General features: G+C 74.5%; 12 protein-coding genes, 3 pseudogenes and 4 riboswitches. Of the genes and pseudogenes, 3 read left to right on the top strand and 12 right to left on the bottom strand.

Annotated features, from left to right (window positions below):
- Window positions 1–8: 8 nt before the first annotated feature.
- Both ACFWIC_RS21405 and ACFWIC_RS21400 read right to left on the bottom strand, forming a co-directional pair.
- Complete coding sequence (locus tag ACFWIC_RS21405; RefSeq protein WP_380519742.1) at window positions 9–1,289, bottom strand: hypothetical protein; 1,281 nt, start codon at window positions 1,287–1,289, stop codon at window positions 9–11.
- Window positions 1,286–4,225: a prenyltransferase/squalene oxidase repeat-containing protein gene (locus ACFWIC_RS21400; protein WP_380519741.1), complete on the bottom strand. Its 2,940-nt coding sequence runs from the start codon at window positions 4,223–4,225 to the stop codon at window positions 1,286–1,288. The genes ACFWIC_RS21405 and ACFWIC_RS21400 overlap by 4 nt, the downstream gene beginning before the upstream one ends.
- Window positions 4,226–4,382: 157 nt before the next feature.
- Window positions 4,383–4,536: riboswitch (cobalamin riboswitch) on the bottom strand.
- A 72-nt stretch (window positions 4,537–4,608) separates the two neighbouring features.
- Window positions 4,609–4,685: riboswitch (cobalamin riboswitch) on the top strand.
- A 129-nt stretch (window positions 4,686–4,814) separates the two neighbouring features.
- On the opposite strand from ACFWIC_RS21400, the gene ACFWIC_RS21395 reads away from it, so the two are divergent.
- Complete coding sequence (locus ACFWIC_RS21395; protein WP_380519740.1) at window positions 4,815–6,257, top strand: hypothetical protein; 1,443 nt, start codon at window positions 4,815–4,817, stop codon at window positions 6,255–6,257.
- Between the two features lie 79 nt (window positions 6,258–6,336).
- Here the strand turns inward: ACFWIC_RS21395 and ACFWIC_RS21390 are convergent.
- Window positions 6,337–6,873 (bottom strand): annotated as a pseudogene (locus ACFWIC_RS21390) (short-chain fatty acyl-CoA regulator family protein); the annotation flags it as partial.
- Here ACFWIC_RS21390 and ACFWIC_RS21385 point away from each other — a divergent pair.
- Window positions 6,874–7,383 (top strand): annotated as a pseudogene (locus tag ACFWIC_RS21385) (3-hydroxyacyl-CoA dehydrogenase family protein); the annotation flags it as partial.
- Window positions 7,384–7,466: 83 nt separating this feature from the next.
- On the opposite strand, the gene ACFWIC_RS21380 reads toward ACFWIC_RS21385, so the two are convergent.
- From ACFWIC_RS21380 to ACFWIC_RS21345, 8 genes and pseudogenes are all read right to left on the bottom strand, one after another.
- Entirely contained in the window at window positions 7,467–7,946 is a 480-nt protein-coding gene (locus tag ACFWIC_RS21380) for a flagellar hook-length control protein FliK (RefSeq protein WP_355409121.1), read from the bottom strand.
- A 29-nt stretch (window positions 7,947–7,975) separates the two neighbouring features.
- Window positions 7,976–9,049, bottom strand: a complete 1,074-nt coding sequence (locus ACFWIC_RS21375; protein WP_380361553.1) for a prenyltransferase/squalene oxidase repeat-containing protein — start codon at window positions 9,047–9,049, stop codon at window positions 7,976–7,978.
- 97 nt (window positions 9,050–9,146) lie between these two features.
- Window positions 9,147–9,286, bottom strand: a riboswitch (cobalamin riboswitch).
- 251 nt (window positions 9,287–9,537) lie between these two features.
- Window positions 9,538–10,314 (bottom strand): enoyl-CoA hydratase, encoded by a 777-nt coding sequence (locus ACFWIC_RS21370; protein WP_380519739.1) that lies wholly within the window; start codon window positions 10,312–10,314, stop codon window positions 9,538–9,540.
- Window positions 10,311–11,198: a 3-hydroxyisobutyrate dehydrogenase gene (mmsB, locus tag ACFWIC_RS21365; RefSeq protein ID WP_380519738.1), complete on the bottom strand. Its 888-nt coding sequence runs from the start codon at window positions 11,196–11,198 to the stop codon at window positions 10,311–10,313. Before mmsB ends, ACFWIC_RS21370 begins: the two co-directional genes overlap by 4 nt.
- Window positions 11,195–12,358: an enoyl-CoA hydratase/isomerase family protein gene (locus ACFWIC_RS21360; protein ID WP_380519737.1), complete on the bottom strand. Its 1,164-nt coding sequence runs from the start codon at window positions 12,356–12,358 to the stop codon at window positions 11,195–11,197. Before ACFWIC_RS21360 ends, mmsB begins: the two co-directional genes overlap by 4 nt.
- Window positions 12,358–13,500, bottom strand: coding sequence for an acyl-CoA dehydrogenase family protein (locus ACFWIC_RS21355; protein WP_380359339.1), 1,143 nt, complete (start codon window positions 13,498–13,500; stop codon window positions 12,358–12,360). The genes ACFWIC_RS21360 and ACFWIC_RS21355 overlap by 1 nt, the downstream gene beginning before the upstream one ends.
- A gap of 8 nt (window positions 13,501–13,508) precedes the next feature.
- A complete protein-coding gene (locus ACFWIC_RS21350) occupies window positions 13,509–15,008 on the bottom strand; it encodes a CoA-acylating methylmalonate-semialdehyde dehydrogenase (protein WP_329948008.1) in 1,500 nt (499 codons plus the stop codon).
- A gap of 208 nt (window positions 15,009–15,216) precedes the next feature.
- Window positions 15,217–15,407: riboswitch (cobalamin riboswitch) on the bottom strand.
- 215 nt (window positions 15,408–15,622) lie between these two features.
- A pseudogene (locus ACFWIC_RS21345) lies at window positions 15,623–15,748 on the bottom strand (dihydropteroate synthase); the annotation flags it as partial.
- 179 nt (window positions 15,749–15,927) lie between these two features.
- On the opposite strand from ACFWIC_RS21345, the gene metF reads away from it, so the two are divergent.
- Window positions 15,928–16,845 carry a methylenetetrahydrofolate reductase [NAD(P)H] gene (gene metF / locus ACFWIC_RS21340; RefSeq protein ID WP_380519736.1) on the top strand — a complete coding sequence of 306 codons (918 nt, stop codon included), beginning with the start codon at window positions 15,928–15,930 and terminating at the stop codon, window positions 16,843–16,845.
- Window positions 16,846–16,907: 62 nt separating this feature from the next.
- Here metF and metE read toward each other — a convergent pair whose 3' ends face one another.
- Window positions 16,908–19,223 (bottom strand): 5-methyltetrahydropteroyltriglutamate--homocysteine S-methyltransferase, encoded by a 2,316-nt coding sequence (gene metE, locus ACFWIC_RS21335; protein ID WP_380519735.1) that lies wholly within the window; start codon window positions 19,221–19,223, stop codon window positions 16,908–16,910.
- Window positions 19,224–19,285: the final 62 nt, after the last annotated feature.

Below are 19,285 nucleotides of genomic sequence, written 5' to 3'. Positions count from 1 at the left end.
TCACCTGATCACTCGGCCCGTCGGCGGCGGCGCGCGGCGACCACGGTGGCCCCGCCCAGCAGCACCACGAGGACGACCGCGACCACGGCGGGGACCATCGATCCGGTGTCGTGCGGGGCGTCGGCGACCGGTGCCGCGTTCATCACCGGCGGGCCCGCGGCGTCCACGGGCGCCGACGGGACCGGGGCGGCGGTGGGCGTCGCGGGCCCGGTCCCGTCCGCTGCCCGGGTCTCCGACGGGGCCGGGGCGGGAGTCTCGGCGCCCTCGGCTGCCGGGGGTGCGGACTCCGTGGAGTCCGGGGCCGGCGTGGCCGGTGCGGGGGCCACCGGCGCCGGAGCCGTCGGCCCGGACCGGTCGGAGCCGCCGGACGTGCCGGTCGGGGGCGCGCCCGTGGTCGGCCGCTTCGGGGCGGCGCCACCACCGCTCGTGCCACCACCGCTCGCGCCGGCGCCGCTCGTGCCGGCGCTGCCGGCGGATCCGCCCGTGGCGGTGCCGCCGCTGCCGGAGGTGGCGGCACCGCCGGAGGACGTACCGCCACCGGACGAGGCGGCGCCTCCGGACGAGGTGGTACCCCCGGAGGAGCCACCGCCGCCGGAGGTCCCGCTGCCCCCGGAGGAGCCGCCGCTGCCACCGCCGGTCACCGTGCCGGCCGTGCCGCCTCCGGTCGAGCCGCCGCCGGCCGTGCCGGGGTCGGTCGTCGGCGCGGGCGGCTCGGGAGTGGCGTTCGTACCGCCGCCCGGCGCCGTGTTGTGCGCACGCACGGTGTCCGGCGAGAAGGTGGGGCGCCCTTCGGTTCCCTCGATGTTGGTGCCACCGAAGATCCACAGGTCGACGCTGCCGGGCTTCGGCTGGTAGCTCATCGCGCCGAGCTGGCTGTAGGACCAGCTGTTCTGACCCGGGTCCGCGTGCCAGTACGACCAGTAGGCCGAGGCCGGGGGCGTCAGGACACACTTCTCCTGCTCCGGGGGCGGGAACTGCTTGCCGCCCTGGAAGCCGCTGTACCCGATCCGGCAGATGAACGCCGGGCCGTCGTGCCCGGTCCCGGTGGTCTTCCAGCCGCCCTGGTTCAGCAGGCTGTACCCGGTGGTCGGGGTGGTCCCGCAGGAGCGCAGGAGCGGGCCGCCCCACTTGCTGAGGTCCACCGCGAGCACCACGCCGGAGCCGGTGGTGCACTGTTCGATCGGCAGCGGGGCCGCGGCGGCCGGGGTCGCGCCCGCACCGAGCCCGCCGATCGCGAAGGCGAGCGCCGCGGTGGCGGCCCCGAGGATCCGGCCGATCCGCCGGATCACCGGTGACGCCCCGGGGTGGAGCCCGACCGGCGACGGGCGACCAGGACGGCTCCGGCGCCGACGGCGGCCAGCAGGCCGGCGACGGTCGTCAGCACCAGTGCCTCGGTCCCGGTCCCGGCCAGGCTGCCGGTGTCGGTGTCGGTCCGGACGGGTGCGCCGCCGACCGGGGCGCCGTCGCCTCGCACCGGATCACCGGCACCTCCGACGCCACCGGAGCCTCCGGCACCGCCCGCCCCGCCGGGGAGCAGCGAGTCACCGGGTCGGGCGGTCGTGCCCCCGGTAGGCGTGGTGACGGCCGTGGGCGTGCCGGTGGGCACGGGAGTACCGGTGGGCGTCGGCGAACCGGGCAGAGTGCCCGACGGCGTGCCGGTCACGGTCGATGTCGCGGTGGCCGTGGGGGTGGGCGTGGGCGTCGGGGTGGCGGTCGGGGTCGGCGTGGCGGTGGGCGTCGGCGTACCGGTCGGCGTGGCCGTCGCGGTCGGGGTGGGTGTCGGCGTGCCGCCGAGGTCGCGGCGCAGGGTGCCGAAGGAGATCCCGGTGGCACCGCCCACGGCCTGGGTGGAGGCCCGCACGTCCGATCCCTGCTGTCCGGCGGAGGCGACGTCGAAGCCCCCGTCGCCGTTCTGCTGCCCGGCGAGGAAGTCGAGCGCCTTCGCGATCCGTGCGCCGTAGGCGGACTGACGGAGGGTCAGGCCCTGGACCGCGAGGGCGGCCGAGTTGGTGGAGTTCCCGGCCGCGCCGGGGAAGCCCCCGTCGGCCAGCTGTCGCCCGGCCAGCCAGGTCAGTCCCTTGTCGACCGCCCGCGCGGCCTCGTCGCCGGGGACGAGCGCGAGTGCCATGGCGGCCATCGCGGTGCTGTCCACGTCGGAGTCGCCGGTGGCGGGGATGAGGCTCGGCCAGGAGCCGTCGGCGTGCTGGAGGCTCTCCAGGTAGGCGACCGGCGAGGTGGCGCTCGCGGTGTCCCCCGCGCGCAGCTGGGCCATGATGCCGAGAGCCTGGGAGAAGACCGACGTGGCGTAGGTGTAGTTGCCGGGGCCGGCGCAGCCGGTGGCCTCGTCGGCCTTGGCGCAGACGGCCGCGGCCAGGGCGGCGATCAGGTCGTGCCCGCCGAAGGCCCGCGGGTTGCGGCCGACGACCTCGGCGAGCAGCGCCTCCTTGCCGAGCGAGCCGCCGCCCGCGTACTCGGTGCCGATGCTGGTCCAGTCGTTGACGGTGCGCCCGTTGGGGTCCGTGCCCTGCTGGTCGAGGAAGTCGACGATCCGGCGCAGGGCCGCGTCGTTCGCACCCGTGGCGGCGAGCGCGAAGGCGCCGTCGATGGTGAGGCCGAAGTCCGCGAAGGTCGGGAACGCCTCGTAGTAGTGGCCGTCGATCAGGTTGGCCGGGGCGGTGAGGTAGGAGCTGCCCCGGGCCAGGTCGGGGGCCCGGCCGGCGGGCGTGGTCGGCGGGGTGGTGGTGGCACCGTTCGGGTTGTGGCGGACGGTGGTCAGATCGGTTCCGGTCAGGGCCAGGACGGCCTGCTCGGTGGCGGCCGCGTCGGCCTCGGCGGTCGACTCGTCGGGGCCGAAGCCGCCGTCCTCGCCCTGGCGGGCGGCCAGCCAGGCCTTGGCGGTGGCCTGTTTGGCCCCCTGCCCGACGGCCTTCAGCGTCTGGGCCGCGGCGGCGGTGCTCGTGGTGTCGCCGGCGGCGCCGACGTAGGGGGCGTAGGAGCCGTCGGCCTGCTGGCTCGCGGCGAGCTGGTCCGCGGCCTTCTTCGCGGTGGGCTCGAAGCCGGCCGCCGGGCGCAGGGCGAGGACGGCGAGGCCGGTGGCCACCGGGTCGGACTCGCAGTGGCCGCCGGCCACGATCATCGAGCCGGCGATGCCTCCGTCGGCGCACTGCAGGACCGTGAAGCGGGCGAGCGTCGCGGCGGGCGGCGTGACCCCGGCGCGCTGCAGGGCGATCACGGCCCACGCCTGCACCCAGGGCGAGGCCGCACCGTGGAAGTCCCCGGCCGCGGTGCACTCCCCGTTCTCGCCGGCCGCGACGCACACGTGGTCGGTGAGCGCGGCGATCAGGTCGCGGCCGCCGAAGTCCCGGGGGTTGCCGTCGGTGCTCTCGGCGACCAGGGCCAGCAGCGCGGCGGCCTTGGAGTCGGGCTTGCCGCTCGGCCCGTCCGGGTACAGGAAGGCGTCGGTGTGGGCGGCGAGGTAGGCGACGACCTTGCGCAGGGCCGGGTCCTGGGTCCCGGCGGCGGCCAGGGCTGTCGCGGTGAGGGCGGTCCGGGGGAAGTCGGCCCCCTCGAAGGCCCAGTTCCCCATGTACTCGCCGTTGACGAGGCGGCCCGCCAGCCAGGCCGCCGCGGCGGCGGGGTCTCCCGCGGGCGGCGGGAGGGTCGGGCTCGGGGACGCCGACGGCGACGCGGAGGCGGACGGCGACGGACCGGTGTTCCTGGCCCGGACGGAGTCCGGGGTGAAGGAGGGCGCTCCGCTCGTCCCGCCGATGTCGGTGCCGCCGTACACCCAGGCCTCGACCTCGCCGGGCTTGGGCTTCTGCGTGCCGGCGCCGTAGCGGCTGTAGGACCAGGTCGCCTGGCCGGGCTCGGCGATCCAGTAGGACCAGTACGCCGTCGCCTGGGGGGTGTTGACGCAGGGTTCCTCGGCGACGGTGGGGTACTGGGTGCCGTTGCCGAAGGCGCCGTTACCGAGCCGGCAGATGAAGGCGGGGCCGTCGTGCTCGGTGCCGGTGGTGGTGAAGCCCGCGTTGTGCAGCAGGTTCATCCCGGTCGTGGGGTGGGCGTCGCAGCCGCGGACGACTCCGCCGCCCCAGTGGCCGAAGTCGACGGCGACGATCGCTCCGGTGGTGGCGGTGCACTCCTCGATCGGGTCCGCGGCGGCCCTGCCGGGGTGTCCGAGCAGGACCGTGCCGCCGGCGGCGATCGCGACGGCACCGGTGGCCACCAGGGACGTGAACCCCCGGGCTCTGTGACTCGTACGACTGCTGCTGGCCCTCACCGGCGACTCCCTGATCAGTCGTCGGGATGCCACAGCGCAGCCGACGGCCTCCTTCGCGCGGGGCCGTTCTGACCGCGTCGTAGTCCACGACGACGCAAGCACTCCTGGAACAAGGCCCCGGCGCAGGCATTCCGGCTCACCAGCCCGGGGTGGGGCGGGTCTACGGTTGCGGGTCAGCGCCGGAATCGGACCGGCTTCCCCTGACTGCCGAGGATGAAAAAGCATTTCATCAGACCACGCTCGCGGAGTCGGCGTCAACGAAGCGTCATGTCTCCTTTCCCACCTCGTGACTGCCCCGCCGGTGCGGTAGCGTCCGCGGTGGCCGAGCGGGGGAATCCGGTGTGAATCCGGGGCTGACGCGCAGCGGTGTGGGGCGGTGACCGTGCCGGCCCGAGCCCGAATGCCCGCCCGGCCGCGCAGCATCAGCGAAAGCCAGCCCACGCGATCCGGGCGGCGGCCGCCCCAGCCGCCGCGCGCCCGACCGGGCACCGGGGCCGGGGCCGGATCGGCGCCCGCCACACCAAGGAGCCGTTCCGTGCCCGTTCCCGCCTCCTCGCGCTTCGCCTCCTCACGCGCCGCCTCCTCACGCGCCGCCTCCGCGGTGACCGTCTCGCTGGCCGCCGGCGCCCTCGTGCTGTCGGCCGTCCCCGCCCACGCGACCGCGACCCCGGCCCAGATAGCCACCTCGAAGAGCACCGGCGTCACCTACCTGAAGTCCCTCCAGGCCGCGGACGGGAGCTACGTCACCGGCGGCGGGCTCTCCAACGAGTGGGCGTTCAGCGCGCTGGCCGCCGCCGGTACGGCCGCGGCGGACGTGACCCCCGGGGGCGACGCCACCAAGAACGCCCGGCTCGTCTACCGCAACCAGCTCGCCGCCGCCACCTGGCCGGGCGCCTCGCCGGTCGTCACCGACTACGAGCGCGGCGCCCTCAACGCGTACGCCGCGGGGATCGACCCCGCGCGCGTCGGGCCGGGCCGCAACCTCGTCGCGGACCTGGTCGCCTACTGGCAGACCGCCGAGCCCGGCTACTACGGCCCCTCCGCCAACTTCAACGGCACGGTCTTCGGGCTGCTCGCCCTCGGCGGCGCCAGGACCCAGGGCGGCGGGCAGCGCGTCCCGCAGGCCCTGCTGGACGCCTCGGTCGCGACCGTGCGCGCCAACCAGCACACCGACGGCGGCTGGAACTACAGCAAGGCCGCCGGCGACCCCGTCGCGCTCGGCCAGGGCAGCGACATCGACATGACCGGCGCCGCCATGGCCTCGCTGTGCAGCGGCGGCGTCCCCAACACCGACTCCGCCGTCGTCGCGGCCAAGAACTTCCTGAAGGGCAAGCTCGTCGCCTCCGGCGCCTTCCACTCGATGTGGGGCGCCAACACCGACTCCAACGGCTGGGCCGTGTCCGGCCTCAACGCCTGCGGGATCAACGCGCAGGGCGTCGACTTCACCAGCGGCACCGGCAAGACCCCGATCGACTTCCTGATCGCCCAGCAGTTCAAGCCCGGCGGCGGCTTCAAGTACCTGCCCACCGACACCACCCCGTCCCCCTACGCCTCCGTGGACGGCCTGCGCGCCGTGGCCGGCGGCGGGTTCACCGCCACCCCGCCCGCGCCGACGGCGGCCGGTGAGCCCGCCTGGGCCGCCACCACCGGCTTCACCTCCGGCACCGCCGCCCGGCTCGCCCTCGTCGTGGACAACGGCACCGCCCCGCTGAAGGTCTGCGCCGTCACCCTCACCCCGACCGGCGCCACCACGACCCTGGGCGCCGTCCTCGACGCCGCCGCGACCGCCACACCGAGCGGCTGCGTCACGTCGGTCACGCCGTCCACCGGCAGCGGCACGATCACCGCGGTCAACGGCACCGCCAACAGCGGCGCGTCGACCTGGAAGGTGAGCCTGGACGGTGCCGCCGCCACCGGCGCCACCCGGGCCACCGTCGTCCACGTCGGCGACACCGTGTCACTGCGCTACGGCAGCTGACCCGCGGCCGGCCCCCCGGCCGGGCGCGGTGGCCGGGCCACGGGCTCCCCGTGCCCGGCCACCGCGCCCCGGGCCGCCCTCAGGCGTCGGCCGCCCGCCCCTCCGGTTCGGCGCGGGCGGGATACGGCACGAACGTGCTGGTGTGCTCGTCGATCACCGGCGGGACGCCGACGGCGGGCGCGGAACGCTGCGGACAGGCGGGGCGTTCGCCCACCTTGCACCCGAGGCCGATCGGGGTGGCCGCGCCCTCGTCGCCCAGGTCGAGGCCGGCGGAGTACACCAGCCGGTGGGCGTGGCGGAGTTCGCAGCCGAGCCCGATCGCGAAGGTCTTGCCCGGGCGGCCCCAGCCCCCGGGTGAACGGGTGACGGCGCGGGCGGTCCACAGGTAGTGCCGTCCGTCCGGCATGCCGGCGACCTGGACGTGGACGCGGCCGGGGGCGGCGAAGGTCTCGTAGACGTTCCAGAGCGGGCAGGTGCCGCCGGTGCGCGAGAAGTGGAAGTCGGTGGCGGACTGCCGCTCGGAGACGTTCCCGGCGCGGTCGACCCGGACGAAGGAGAACGGCACCCCGCGCAGTCCCGGCCGCTGGAGGGTGCTGAGGCGGTGGCGGACGGTCTCGCCTCGGCCATCCCCGTCACCCGGCTCGGGATCGCCACCGGCCGCGCCTCGCAGGTGCTCGGTCTGCGCTTCTTCAACCCCGCCCCGGTGATGCCGCTGGTGGAGCTGGTCTCCTCGCTGCACACCGACCACACCGTGCTCAACCGGGTGGAGACCTTCGCCAAGGAGGTGCTGGGCAGGCACGTCGTCCGCTCCCGCGACCGGGGCGGCTTCGTGGTCAACGCCCTGCTCGTCCCCTATCTGCTGTCCGCGATCCGGATGGCCGAGGCGGGGCACGCCACGGCGCAGGACATCGACGACGGCATGGTCCACGGCTGCGCCCACCCCATGGGCCCGCTCCGCCTCGCCGACCTGATCGGGCTCGACACCGTGCAGGCCATCGCCGAATCGCCGTACGCCGAGTACAAGGAGCCGCTCTACGCTCCCCCGCCGCTGCTGTCCCGCATGGTCGAGGCCGGCCTGCTCGGCCGCAAGACCGGCCGCGGGTTCCACCCGCACCGGACGGCCTGACCACACCCCCGGCACACCGGTGCCCCGGTCTCCGTCGCGGAGGACCGGGGCGCCGGCGTGCCGGGGGTGTCGGCGTGTCGGCGTCAGGGAGCGGTGATGCCCGGCTGGGCACCCGCACCGAAGGACCAGCCCTCGACCTCGCCGGGCGCCGGGTCGTAGCTGCCCGCGCCCAGGCTGCTGTACGACCAGGGGCCGCCGTGCGGCGCGTGCCAGTACGACCAGTAGGCGCTGCCGGTCGGGTTGGTGCAGGTCGTCGGCAGAGAGTTGATCTTGCAGACGAAGCCGGGGAAGCGCGGGTGGAAGGAGTAGGAGAACCCGGCGCCGGTGATCGCGGCGAGCCCGCTGGCCGGGTCGCCGAGCGCGCAGCCGGTCTGGATGCCGCCACCGACTGCGGTGAAGTCGACGACCACGGTCACGCCGGTGGTGCCGGTGCAGGCGGCCGCCCGGGCCTGCGGAGCGTGGACGGCGGAGGCACCGAGCAGCCCGGCGGTGAGGGCCGCCGCGGCGGCGACCGAGCCGAGCGTCCGGCGGACCGGTCGGGTCCGGGTGGGAGTGTCGATCATCGAAGTGCTCCTCGGGTGGTCGCGGACGGTCAGTGGGTGGCCGGTGCCGGGCAGGCCAGGGTGGGCGGGGCCGGACGCGCGCCGGCGGCCGAGAGCGTGGCCAGCGGCGTGCCGGCCAGGCCGAGGACGGCCTGGGCGGTCGCCCGCGCGCCGTTGCCCGGGTTGAAGCCGGTCGCGTCGTAGGCGACCGCCCCGCGGACGGCGGGGGCGGCCGAGCAGCCCTGCTGGAGCTTGACCAGGCTGCTCCAGCCCTTGAGGCCGGCGCCGAAGCGGCCACCGGAGAACAGGGCCTGGGTGGCGAGGCCGGTGGTGTTGGCGTTGGACGTGGTCGCTCCGGCCGCCGCGAAGCCCCCGTCGGCGTTCTGGTGGCCGGTCAGCCACCCGAGCCCGGCGTTCGCCTTCGCGGTGCGGCCGGTCGCGGCGAGGGCCTGGACGGCCAGCGCGGTGGCGTCGGCGTCGCTCGCGCAGGTGGCCTGGCCGAAGGAGACCGGGAAACCGCCGTCGGCGCACTGACTGTCGGCGAGGAAGTCGACGGCGGCGGCCGGAGCACCACCGGGCGTGCGCTTGAGCGCGATCAGCGCGAGCGACTGGCCGAACGCGTTGCTGTAGTCGCCCCACTGGGACCGGTCGGAGAAGCGGCCGCTCGGGCTCTGGAGCGAGCGGAGCCGGGCAGGGAGGTCGACGCCGCCGAAGGCGGTCGGGTTCTCGCCGCGAACCTCGACGGCGAGCAGCAGCTTGGCCGTCGCCCCGGCGTACGCCTCGGTGGTGCCGTCGCCGAGGTAGCCGCCGATGACGTCGGGCTTCGCCAGCCAGGCGGTGGCCTTCGCGGCGGCCTGGTCGGAGCTGCGGGAGGCGGCGAAAGCGAGCACGGCGTCGATGGTCAGGCCCTGGTCGGGGTAGGCGGTGCCGTCGAACACCGACTCGAAGTGGTCCCCGTCCACCAGCTGGCGGGCCAGCCAGCCCGCCGCGGCGGCGTCCGGACGGACGGTCGGGGAGGACAGTCGTGCGGGGGTGGCGTGTGCGGCGGTGACCGCCGGGAGCGCGGTGGCGAGGGCGAGCGCGGGTATGGCGAGCAGTCCGAGAGTGCGGCGGAGCGCGGGCATGAGAGCCTTTCCGGGCCTGGACGCAGGGGCCCGGAGAGCGTCCGCGGGGGGCCGGGGGCAGCTCTCGGAGCTCCGGCCCGCAGACCACGACGGGAGGAGTGGACACCTCTCCGCCGCCGGGTACTCGGGCTCGCCGCCGACAGCCGTCGGCGGCCTACCGTTGCGGGTCAGCGCCGGATTCGAACCGGACTTCCCCCGACGGCGGAGTCAGAACATGACGGCCCATCATGGCGACGCCCGAAAGGCCGGGTCAAGGGTCCGTGCGTCACATCACAGCGCATCCGGGCAGGTCGTCGGCGACCTACCCCCGGGAGGGCCCGGACGCCGCTCGACGGGCCGACGGCCCCGTGGTGCGGCGCCCCGCGGCCGGGGCGCCGCACCACGGCGCGCCTCGGCCCGGGTGCCGGCGGTGGGTGGTGGCGGTGGGTGCCGGCGGTGGGTGGTGGCGGTGGTGGGTGGCGGTGGTGGGTGGCGGCGGTCGTCAGTTGTCAGCGGTGGGTGAACGACGCCGGCCGCTTCTCGGCGAACGCCGCCATGCCCTCCTTCTGGTCGGCGGTGGCGAAGACGGCGTGGAAGAGCCGCCGCTCGAAGCGGACGCCCTCGGCGAGGGTGGTCTCGAAGGCGCGGTCGACCGCCTCCTTCAGCATGATGCTCGCCGGCGCGGACATCTCCGCGACCTTCTCGGCCGTCGCCAGCGCCTCGGCCAGCAGCCGGTCGGCCGGGACGATCCGGGAGACCAGGCCGGCCCGCTCGGCCTCCTCGGCGCCCATCGTCCGGCCGGTCAGGCACAGGTTCATCGCCTTCGCCTTGCCGACCGCCCGGGTGAGCCGCTGCGAACCGCCGATCCCGGGGATCACCCCCAGCTTGATCTCCGGCTGGCCGAACTTCGCGGTGTCCGCCGCGAGCAGGATGTCGCAGAGCATCGCCAACTCGCAGCCCCCGCCCAGCGCGTAGCCCGCGACCGCCGCGACGATCGGCTTGCGGATCCTGCCCAGGTCGTCCCAGGCCGCGAACCAGTCGCCGAGGTAGGCCTCGACGAAGTCGAGGGACTGCATCTCCTTGATGTCGGCGCCGGCCGCGAACGCCTTCTCGGAGCCGGTGATCACCAGGCAGCCGATCCCCGGGTCCCGGTCGAAGTCCCTCGCCGCGGCGACGACCTCGTTCATGAGCTGCGTGTTGAGCGCGTTGAGCGCCTTCGGCCGGTCGAGCGTGATCAGCCCGACCCGGCCCTTGCGCTCCACCAGAATCGTCTCGTACGCGGTCACTGCGCGCTCCCTCCCAGGGTGGTGATGATCGCCGAGAAATCCAGTCCGGCACCCTCGTCGGCGGCGAACTTCGCGTACAACTCGGCTGCCTTCAGGCCGAGTTCGGTGGGCAGACCGGCGGACCGGGCCGCGCCGGCAGCCAGCCCGAGGTCCTTGGCCATCAAGGCCGCCGCGAACCCCGCGCGGTAGTCGCGGTTCGCCGGACTGGCCGGCACCGGGCCGGGGACGGGGCAGTTGGCGGTCAGCGCCCAGCACTGCCCGGAGGCGGTGGAGGCGACGTCGAACAGCGCCTGGTGGCTCAGGCCAAGACTCTCGCCGAGGACGAAGGCCTCGCTGACGGCGATCATCGAGATGCCGAGGATCATGTTGTTGCAGATCTTCGCGGCCTGCCCGGCGCCCGACGGCCCGCAGTGCACGACCTTGCCGCCCATCGCGTCCAGCACCGGCCGGACCGCGCCGAAGTCCGCCTCCGCCGCTCCCACCATGAAGGTGAGGGTCCCGGCGGTCGCGCCCGGCACTCCTCCGGACACCGGCGCGTCGACCGCCCGGCCGCCTGCCCGCACGGCGAGGTCGTGCGCGGCCCGGGCGTCCGCGACGTCGATGGTGGAGCTGTCGACGAAGAGCGTGCCCGGACGGGCGGCGGGCAGCAACTCCTCGTAGGCGGCCAGGACGTGGCGTCCGGCCGGCAGCATGGTGATGACCACGTCCGCGCCGCCGGCGGCGTCGGCCGCGGACTCCGCCGGCCGGACGCCGGCCGCCTCCGCCTGCCGCAGGGCCTCCGGCACGAGGTCGTAGCCGACGACCCGGTGCCCTGCCCTGGCCAGGTTGGCGGCCATCGGGCCGCCCATGTTGCCGAGTCCGACGAATCCGATGTCGTGGGTCACCAGCGCTCCAGGGGTTTCGTGGTGGCGAGGCCGAGTTCCCGCTCGCCGAGCTGGGCGAAGTAGCGTGCCACGGCGGCGGGGGCGACGGCGTCCAGCGTGGCCGGGCTCCAGCGCGGCGTGCGGTCCTTGTCGATCACCTGGGCACGGATGCCCTCGGCGAGGTCGGGTGTGTCGAGGGCGGCGCAGGAGGTGCGGTACTCCTGGTCGAGGACGGCCTCCAGCGGGCCGAGGGACCGGGCGCGGCGCAGCGCGGCGAGCGTCGCCTTCACCGCGGTGGGCGAGTTGGCGGTGATCCGCTCGGCGGCCTTCCCGGCCTCGGGCTCCCCGCTGTCGCGGAGCCGGCCGAGGATCTCCTCGACGGTGCCCGCCGCGTAGCAGCTGTCGATCCACTCGCGCTGCCGCTCCAGCGGGGCGGGCGGTGCGGGGGCGACGTGCCGGACGAGCGCCTCGTGCACGGGCAGTTCGGCGAGGTCGTCGAGGAGCGCGGGCAGCCGCTCGGTGGGGACGAAGTGGTCGGCCAGGCCGCAGAGCAGGGCGTCGCCTGCGCCCGCCGAGCCCGCGGTGAGGGCGAGGTGGGTGCCCAGCTCGCCGGGGGCCAGCGAGAGCAGGTAGGTGCCGCCGACGTCCGGCACGAAGCCGATGCCGGCCTCCGGCATCGCGACCCGGGTCGTCCCGGTGACGATCCGGACGCTGCCGTGGGCGGACACGCCGACTCCGCCGCCCATCACGATGCCGCTCATGACGGCGACGTACGGCTTCGGGAAGCGGGCGATCCTGGCGTTGAGCCGGTACTCGTCGCGCCAGAACTCCTCGACGGCCGCCGGGTCACCGCCGGTGGCGGCGCGGTGGATGGCGACGATGTCGCCCCCGGCGCAGAAGGCCCGGTCGCCGGCGCCGGTGACGACGACGGTCTCGACCCGGTCGTCGCGCTCCCACGTGTCCAGTGCGGCGTCGATCCGCCGCACCATGGCGTGGGTCAGGGCGTTCAGCGCGGCGGGCCGGTTGAGGACGATCAGGCCGGACCTGCCCTCCCGCTGGACGAGGACCTCGTCGACGGTGCGCCCGGACGCGGTGCTGCCGGCTGCGGTGCTGCCGGACGCGGCGTGCCCGGCTGCGGCGTTACCCGCTGTGGCGTTACCCGCTGCGGTGTTGCCGGCCATCAGGCGGCTCCCGTCAGTCCGCGGGCGACGATGACGCGCATGATCTCGTTGGTCCCTTCCAGGATCTGGTGCACCCGCAGGTCGCGGACGATCTTCTCGATGCCGTACTCGGCGAGGTAGCCGTAGCCGCCGTGCAGTTGGAGTGCGGCGTTGGCGACCTCGAAGCCGGTGTCGGTGGCGTACCGCTTGGCCATCGCGCAGAGCTCCGGCGCCCGGGGGTCCCCCCGGTCCAGCGCCGCGGCGGCCCGCCAGAGCAGCGACCTGGCCGCCTCCAGCTCCGTCGCCATGTCGGCCAGCCGGAACTGCAGGGCCTGGGCGTGCAGCAGCCGGGCGCCGAACGCCTCCCGGTCCGAGAGGTAGCGGGTGGCCCGCTCCAACGCGTCCTGCGCGCCGCCGAGCGAGCACGCCGCGATGCCGATCCGGCCCCCGTTCAGCCCGTTCATGGCGATCCGGAAGCCCTCGCCCTCGGCCCCGAGGAGCCGGTCGGCGGGCAGCCGGACGCCGTCCAGGAGCACCTGCCGGGTCGGCTGGGCGTTCCAGCCCATCTTCCGCTCGTTCGGACCGAACGAGACGCCGGGGTCGTCCCGTTCGACGAGGAACGCGGAGATCCCGCCGGCGCCCGGGGCGCCGGTGCGGGCCATCACGACGTAGACCTGCGAGGTTCCGGCGCCGGAGACGAACTGCTTGACGCCGTCGAGGACGTAGTGGTCGCCGTCGCGCCGGGCCCGGGTGGTCAGCGCGGCGGCGTCCGAGCCCGCGCCCGGCTCGGTGAGGCAGTAGCTGGCCAGGGCCTCCGTCGAGCAGAGTCCCGGCAGCAGTCGGGCGCGCTGGCCCGGGCTGCCGTAGCGGTCGATCATCCACGCGACCATGTTGTGGATGGACAGGTACCCGGCGATCGACGGGCAGCCGGTCGCCAGCGCCTCGAAGACGAGCACGCCGTCCTGGCGGCCCAGCCCGGAGCCGCCCGACTCCTCCCGCACGTACACGCCGCCGAGGCCGAGGCCCGCGGCCTTGCGCAGCACGTCGACGGGGAAGTGCTTGGCCTGGTCCCACGCCACGGCGTGCGGGGCGAGGTGCTCGCGGGCGAAGTCGCCGGTGGCCTCGACGATCGCGAGCTGGTCGTCGGTCAGATGCGTGTGCACGGCGCGCCTCAGCCCATCGTCGGGATGGTGAAGCTCGCGCCCTCCTTGACCCCGGAGGGCCAGCGCGAGGTCACGGTCTTGGTGCGGGTGTAGAAGCGGATCGAGTCCGGGCCGTGCTGGTTGAGGTCACCGAAGCCGGACCGCTTCCAGCCGCCGAAGGTGTGGTACGCGACCGGCACCGGGATCGGCACGTTGACGCCGATCATGCCCGTGTTGACGCGGCGGGTGAAGTCGCGGGCGGTGTCGCCGTCCCGGGTGAAGATCGACACCCCGTTGCCGAACTCGTGCTCGCTCGGCAGGCGCAGCGCCTCGGCGTAGTCCGCCGCGCGGACCACGCACAGGACCGGGCCGAAGATCTCCTCGCGGTAGATCCGCATCGCGGGGGTGACGCGGTCGAAGAGGGTGGCGCCCAGGAAGTAGCCGCCCTCGTACCCCGGCACGGTCAGGTCGCGGCCGTCGACGACCAGTTCGGCGCCCTCCCGGACACCGAGGTCGAGGAAGCCGCGGACCCGGTCCAGCGCGTCGCGGCCGACGAGCGGCCCGAAGTCGGCCTCGGGGTCGTCGGAGGCGCCGACCCTGAGTGCGGCGATCCGCTCGGTGAGCTTGGCGACGAGGGCGTCCGCGGTCTCCTCGCCCACCGGCACGGCGACCGAGACGGCCATGCAGCGCTCGCCGGCGGAGCCGTAGCCGGCGCCGATCAGGGCGTCCGCGGCCTGGTCGAGGTCGGCGTCCGGCATCACGATCATGTGGTTCTTGGCGCCGCCGAAGCACTGGGCGCGCTTCCCGTGGGCGGCGGCCGTCGCGTACACGTACTGGGCGATCGGGGTGGAACCCACGAACCCGAGCGCCTGGACCCGGGGGTCCTCCAGCAGCGTGTCCACGGCCTCCTTGCCCCCGTTGACGACGTTCAGGACGCCCGGCGGCAGGCCCGCCTCCAGGAACAGCTCGGCCAGCCGCAGCGGCACCGACGGGTCCCGCTCGGAGGGCTTGAGGATGAAGGCGTTGCCGCAGGCCAGGGCGGGCGCCGCCTTCCACAGCGGGATCATCGCCGGGAAGTTGAACGGGGTGATGCCGGCGACCACGCCGAGCGGCTGGCGCATCGAGTACACGTCGATGCCGGTGCCGGCGCTGTCGGTGAACTCGCCCTTCAGCAGGTGCGGGATGCCCGCCGCGAACTCCACCACCTCCAGCCCGCGCTGGAGGTCGCCGTGGGCGTCGGCGACGGTCTTGCCGTGCTCGGCCGAGAGCAGGCGGGCCAGCGGCTCGCGTTCGGCCTCGACGAGCTGGAGGAAGCGCAGCAGCACGCGGGCGCGGCGCTGGGGGTTCCAGGCGGCCCACTCGGACTGGGCGCGCTCGGCGTCGGCGATCGCCGCCTCGGTCTCGGCGCGGCCCGCGAGCGGGACCCGGGCCTGGACCGTGCCGGTGTTCGGGTCGTAGACGTCGCCGAAGTCCCCGGAGGTCCCGGGGACGTGCTTGCCGCCGATGAAGTGGGTGAGTTCACGGACCATCACAGACCTGCTCTCGTCAGGGTGTCGGGAAGATCCGAGGGAAGGGCGCACGACGGACGCCCGCGCCGCGCTCGGGTGAGCGCACGCGTCGGGCCGTCGCCGGGCGCGGCGAGCCGTCAGGGAGACGGGTGTGCCGCAGCCGTCGCAGGATCACCAGGGTCGGGAAGGGCGCGGACCGGTGCCATGCGTGTTTGCTCCATCCTCGTGGACAACACGGAACACCCGCAGTCGGTATCCTGACTCCCGGATCAGCGCGCGTCGCCCGGCCTTCCCGGCTGGCTGCCAGTGGCTGGTACTGCGGCGACGCACTCCCCGGTCACAGTGGCGGGACCGTGCCGGATTCACACCGGCTTCCCTGCACTGCGGGCCTTGTCCACGACCATATAGTTGGACGTCCTAGTAAGTCCAGGGCATCCCTCGCCGCCGCCGTCCGTTCCGCGACCTCCTCCGGCGCGGCGACGTGGTTGTGGTCCGCGTGGAAGAAGTCCCTCACCTCGTCGTGCGGTTGGGCCGGTCGCAGCACCGGACCGGCGCCGGAGTCGCCGAGCTCCGCAACCCTCGTGACGGCCTCGCGGCAGCTGCCGTGCAGGGCGATCCTTCCGCCCGGCGGGGCGTGCCCGGCCCGGGTCCGACCAGCGCCCCCCGTCCGAGAACGAGTCCGGTGTCACGTTCACGATTCCCCTCACCGCACACCGGTCCCAGTCGGGTATTCCCGGAAGCCCGTACGAACGTCTCTCCATGCGCCTATGGTGCCCTTCTGCGAGGCCGCGCCGGACTTTTTCCCGACGGGCCGGGAATCCGCGGGGAACCGTCGGTGGAAAACACCGGAACAGGCCCGCCGGACGTATGCGTGAGAAATCTCGTATCACAGGATGGACGGACGCGTGTGCGATCCCACCGCTCTGGATAGCCTCCTCCCATGACACTCGGAATCCCTTCCAGACGAACCGATCACGCGGCATCCGTCCGCGAACTCCTGGCCACCGGTCGGCGTTCCTTTTCCTTCGAGTTCATGCCGCCGCGCAGCGCCGCGGCGGAGGCCGGCCTGTGGAACGCGATCCGCAGGCTGGAGGCTCTGGCACCCACCTTCGTGTCGGTGACGTACGGCGCCGGCGGGTCCACCCGGGAGCGCACGGTGAACGTCACCGGGCGGATCGCGCAGGAGACCACCCTGACGCCGACGGCCCACCTGACGGCCGTCGGCCACAGCGTCGCGGAGCTGCGGAACATCCTCGGGCACTACGCCGACCAGGGGGTCCGCAACATCCTGGCCCTGCGGGGCGATCCGCCCGGCGACCCGCTCGGCCCCTGGGTCCGCCACCCCGCAGGCGTGGCGTACGCCGCCGACCTGGTGCGGATGATCAAGGAGTCCGGCGACTTCTGCGTGGGTGTCGCGGCCTTCCCGGAAATGCACCCCCGCTCCCCGGACTGGGATTCCGAGATCCGTTTCTTCATCGAGAAATGCCGAGCCGGCGCCGACTACGCGATCACCCAGATGTTCTTCGACGTGGAGAAGTACCTGAGATTCCGGGACCGCCTCCTGAAGGCCGGATGTTCCGTTCCGATCATTCCGGAGATCATGCCGGTGACCACGATCCGGTCACTCGAACGCATTCCCACCCTCAGCACCGCGGCCATTCCGGCGCACCTCGCCGAGCGGATGCTCGGCGAGCGGCACGATCCCGCCGCGGTGCGCGCCGTCGGAATCGAGTACGCCACCGAAATGTGCCGCCGCCTCCTGGCCGAGGGCGCCCCCGGCCTGCATTTCATGACCATGAACTTCTCCACGGTCACGACGGAGATCTACCAGAACCTCGGCCTGCCCGAATCCGGCTGAGGGACACCGCCGGGGCGGGCGCGGCCGGAGTGCCGCGCCCGCCCCGGGCCTCCCCGCCCGGCTCAGCCGGCCAGGTCGTCCCGCAGGCGACGGGCGGCGGTGACCAGGCTCTCCAGCGAGGCCCGGGTCTCGGTCCAACCGCGGGTCTTCAGTCCGCAGTCGGGGTTGACCCAGAGCCGCTCGGCCGGAATCGCCGCGAGCCCGGCACGCAGCAGTTCCACCGCCTCGTCGGCGCTCGGCACACGCGGGGAGTGGATGTCCCACACGCCCGGTCCGACCTCGCGCGGGTAGCCGGCCGCGGCCAGCTCACCGGCGACCTCCATGTGCGAACGGGCCGCCTCCAGCGAGATCACGTCGGCGTCCAGCTCGTCGATGGCCGTCATGATCGCGCCGAACTCCGCGTAGCACATGTGGGTGTGGATCTGGGTGTCGACCCGCACGCCCGAGGTCGCGAGGCGGAAGGCGACCGTGGCCCAGTCCAGGTAGGCCGGGCGGTCGGCGGAGCGCAGCGGGAGCGTCTCGCGCAGCGCCGGTTCGTCGACCTGCACGACGACCGCGCCGGCGGCCTCCAGGTCGGTGACCTCGTCGCGCAGGGCGAGGGCGACCTGGAAGGCCGTGTCGGCGAGCGGCTGGTCGTCCCGGACGAAGGACCAGGCGAGCATGGTGACCGGCCCGGTGAGCATGCCCTTCACCGGACGGTCCGTCAGGTCCTGCGCGTAGCGGAACCAGTCGACGGTCATCGGGTGCGGGCGCGAGATGTCACCGGCCAGCACCGGCGGGCGGACGTACCGGGTGCCGTAGGACTGCACCCAGCCGTGCCGGGTGGCGAGGTAGCCGGTGAGCTGCTCGGCGAAGTACTGGACCATGTCGTTGCGCTCGGGCTCGCCGTGCACCAGGACGTCCAGGCCGGCCTTCTCCTGGAAGGCGATCACCTCCCGCACCTCGCTCCGGATGCGCTCCCGGTACGCGGCCGGGTCGATCCGCCCGGCGGTGAGGTCGGCCCGGGCCACCCGCAGTTCGGAGGTCTGCGGGAACGAACCGATCGTGGTGGTCGGCAGCAGCGGCAGGCCGAGGCGGGTGCGCTGGGCCTCGGCGCGCTCCGGGTAGGCCTGGGCCCGGCGGGCGTCCGCCTCGGTCACGGCCGCGGTGCGGGCCCGCACCGCGGGGTCACGGGTGATCGGGGAGTTGGCGCGGGACGCCAGGTCGGCGCGGTTGGCGGCGAGTTCGGCGGTGATCGCGCCGGTGCCCTCGCGCAGGCCGCGGGCGAGCAGGGCGACCTCGTTGGCCTTCTGCCGCGCGAAGGCGAGCCACCGGGCGATCTGCGGGTCGAGGTCGCGCTCGGCGGCGGCGTCCAGCGGGACGTGCAGCAGCGAGCACGACGGGGCCACGTCGACGGTGCCGGCCAGCCCGAGCAGGGTGGCCAGGGTGGAGAGCGACTTCTCCAGGTCGTTGATCCAGATGTTGCGGCCGTCCACCACACCGGCGACCAGCCGCTTGCCCGGCAGACCGCCCGCGGCGGCCAGGTCGCCCAGGTTGGCGGCGGCCGGGCCGGTGAAGTCCAGGGCGAGGCCGTCGATCGGGGCCCTGGCCAACACGGGCAGCGCGGCGCCCAGGCGGTCGAAGTAGCTCGCGACCAGCAGCTTGGGCCGGTCGGCGAGGGCACCGAGGTCGCGGTAGGCGCGCGCGGCGGCGTTCAGTTCCGCGGGGGTGCGGTCCTGGACGAGCGCCGGCTCGTCCAGCTGGACCCAGGCGGCGCCGGCCTCGTGCAGGTCGGCGAGGAGGGCGGCGTAGACGGGCAGCAGCCGGTCGAGCAGGGTGAGCGGCTGGAAGTCCTCGGGGACGCCCGGGGCGGGCTTGGCGAGGAGCAGGTACGTGACCGGGCCGACCAGCACCGGACGGGCGCTGTGGCCGAGGTCCAGGGCCTCGCGCAACTCCGCGACCGCCTTGGCGGAGTTCGCGGTGAAGACGGTGTCGGGGCCGAGTTCGGGCACCAGGTAGTGGTAGTTGGTGTCGAACCACTTGGTCATCTCCAGCGGCGCGACGTCCTGGGTGCCGCGCGCCATGGCGAAGTAGCCGTCCAGCGGGTCGGCCTCGACCGCCGCCCGGTGACGCGGCGGGATCGCGCCGACGGCGACCGTGGTGTCCAGCACGTGGTCGTAGAGCGAGAAGTCGCCGGTGGGCACCTCCTGGACGCCCGCCCCGGCGAGCCTGCTCCAGTTCTCCAGACGCAGGTCGGCGGCGGTGGCCAGCAGGGCGTCGGCGCTCACGGCGCCCTTCCAGTACCCCTCGATCGCCTTCTTGAGCTCACGGCCACCGCCCTGGCGGGGGTATCCGTACACGGTGGCCAGGGTTGCCGCGGCTGCGGACTTCGCTGTCAAGGGACTCTCCTTCGCGAGCCTGTCTGTGGCCCCGGTGACGGGACGGAGGCGCGAAGGGGTGA

This window comes from Kitasatospora sp. NPDC127035, assembly GCF_042726075.1.
GTDB lineage: Bacteria > Actinomycetota > Actinomycetes > Streptomycetales > Streptomycetaceae > Kitasatospora.
Note: the sequence above shows the minus strand (reverse complement) of the source record. Positions and strands in the feature narration are given on the sequence as shown.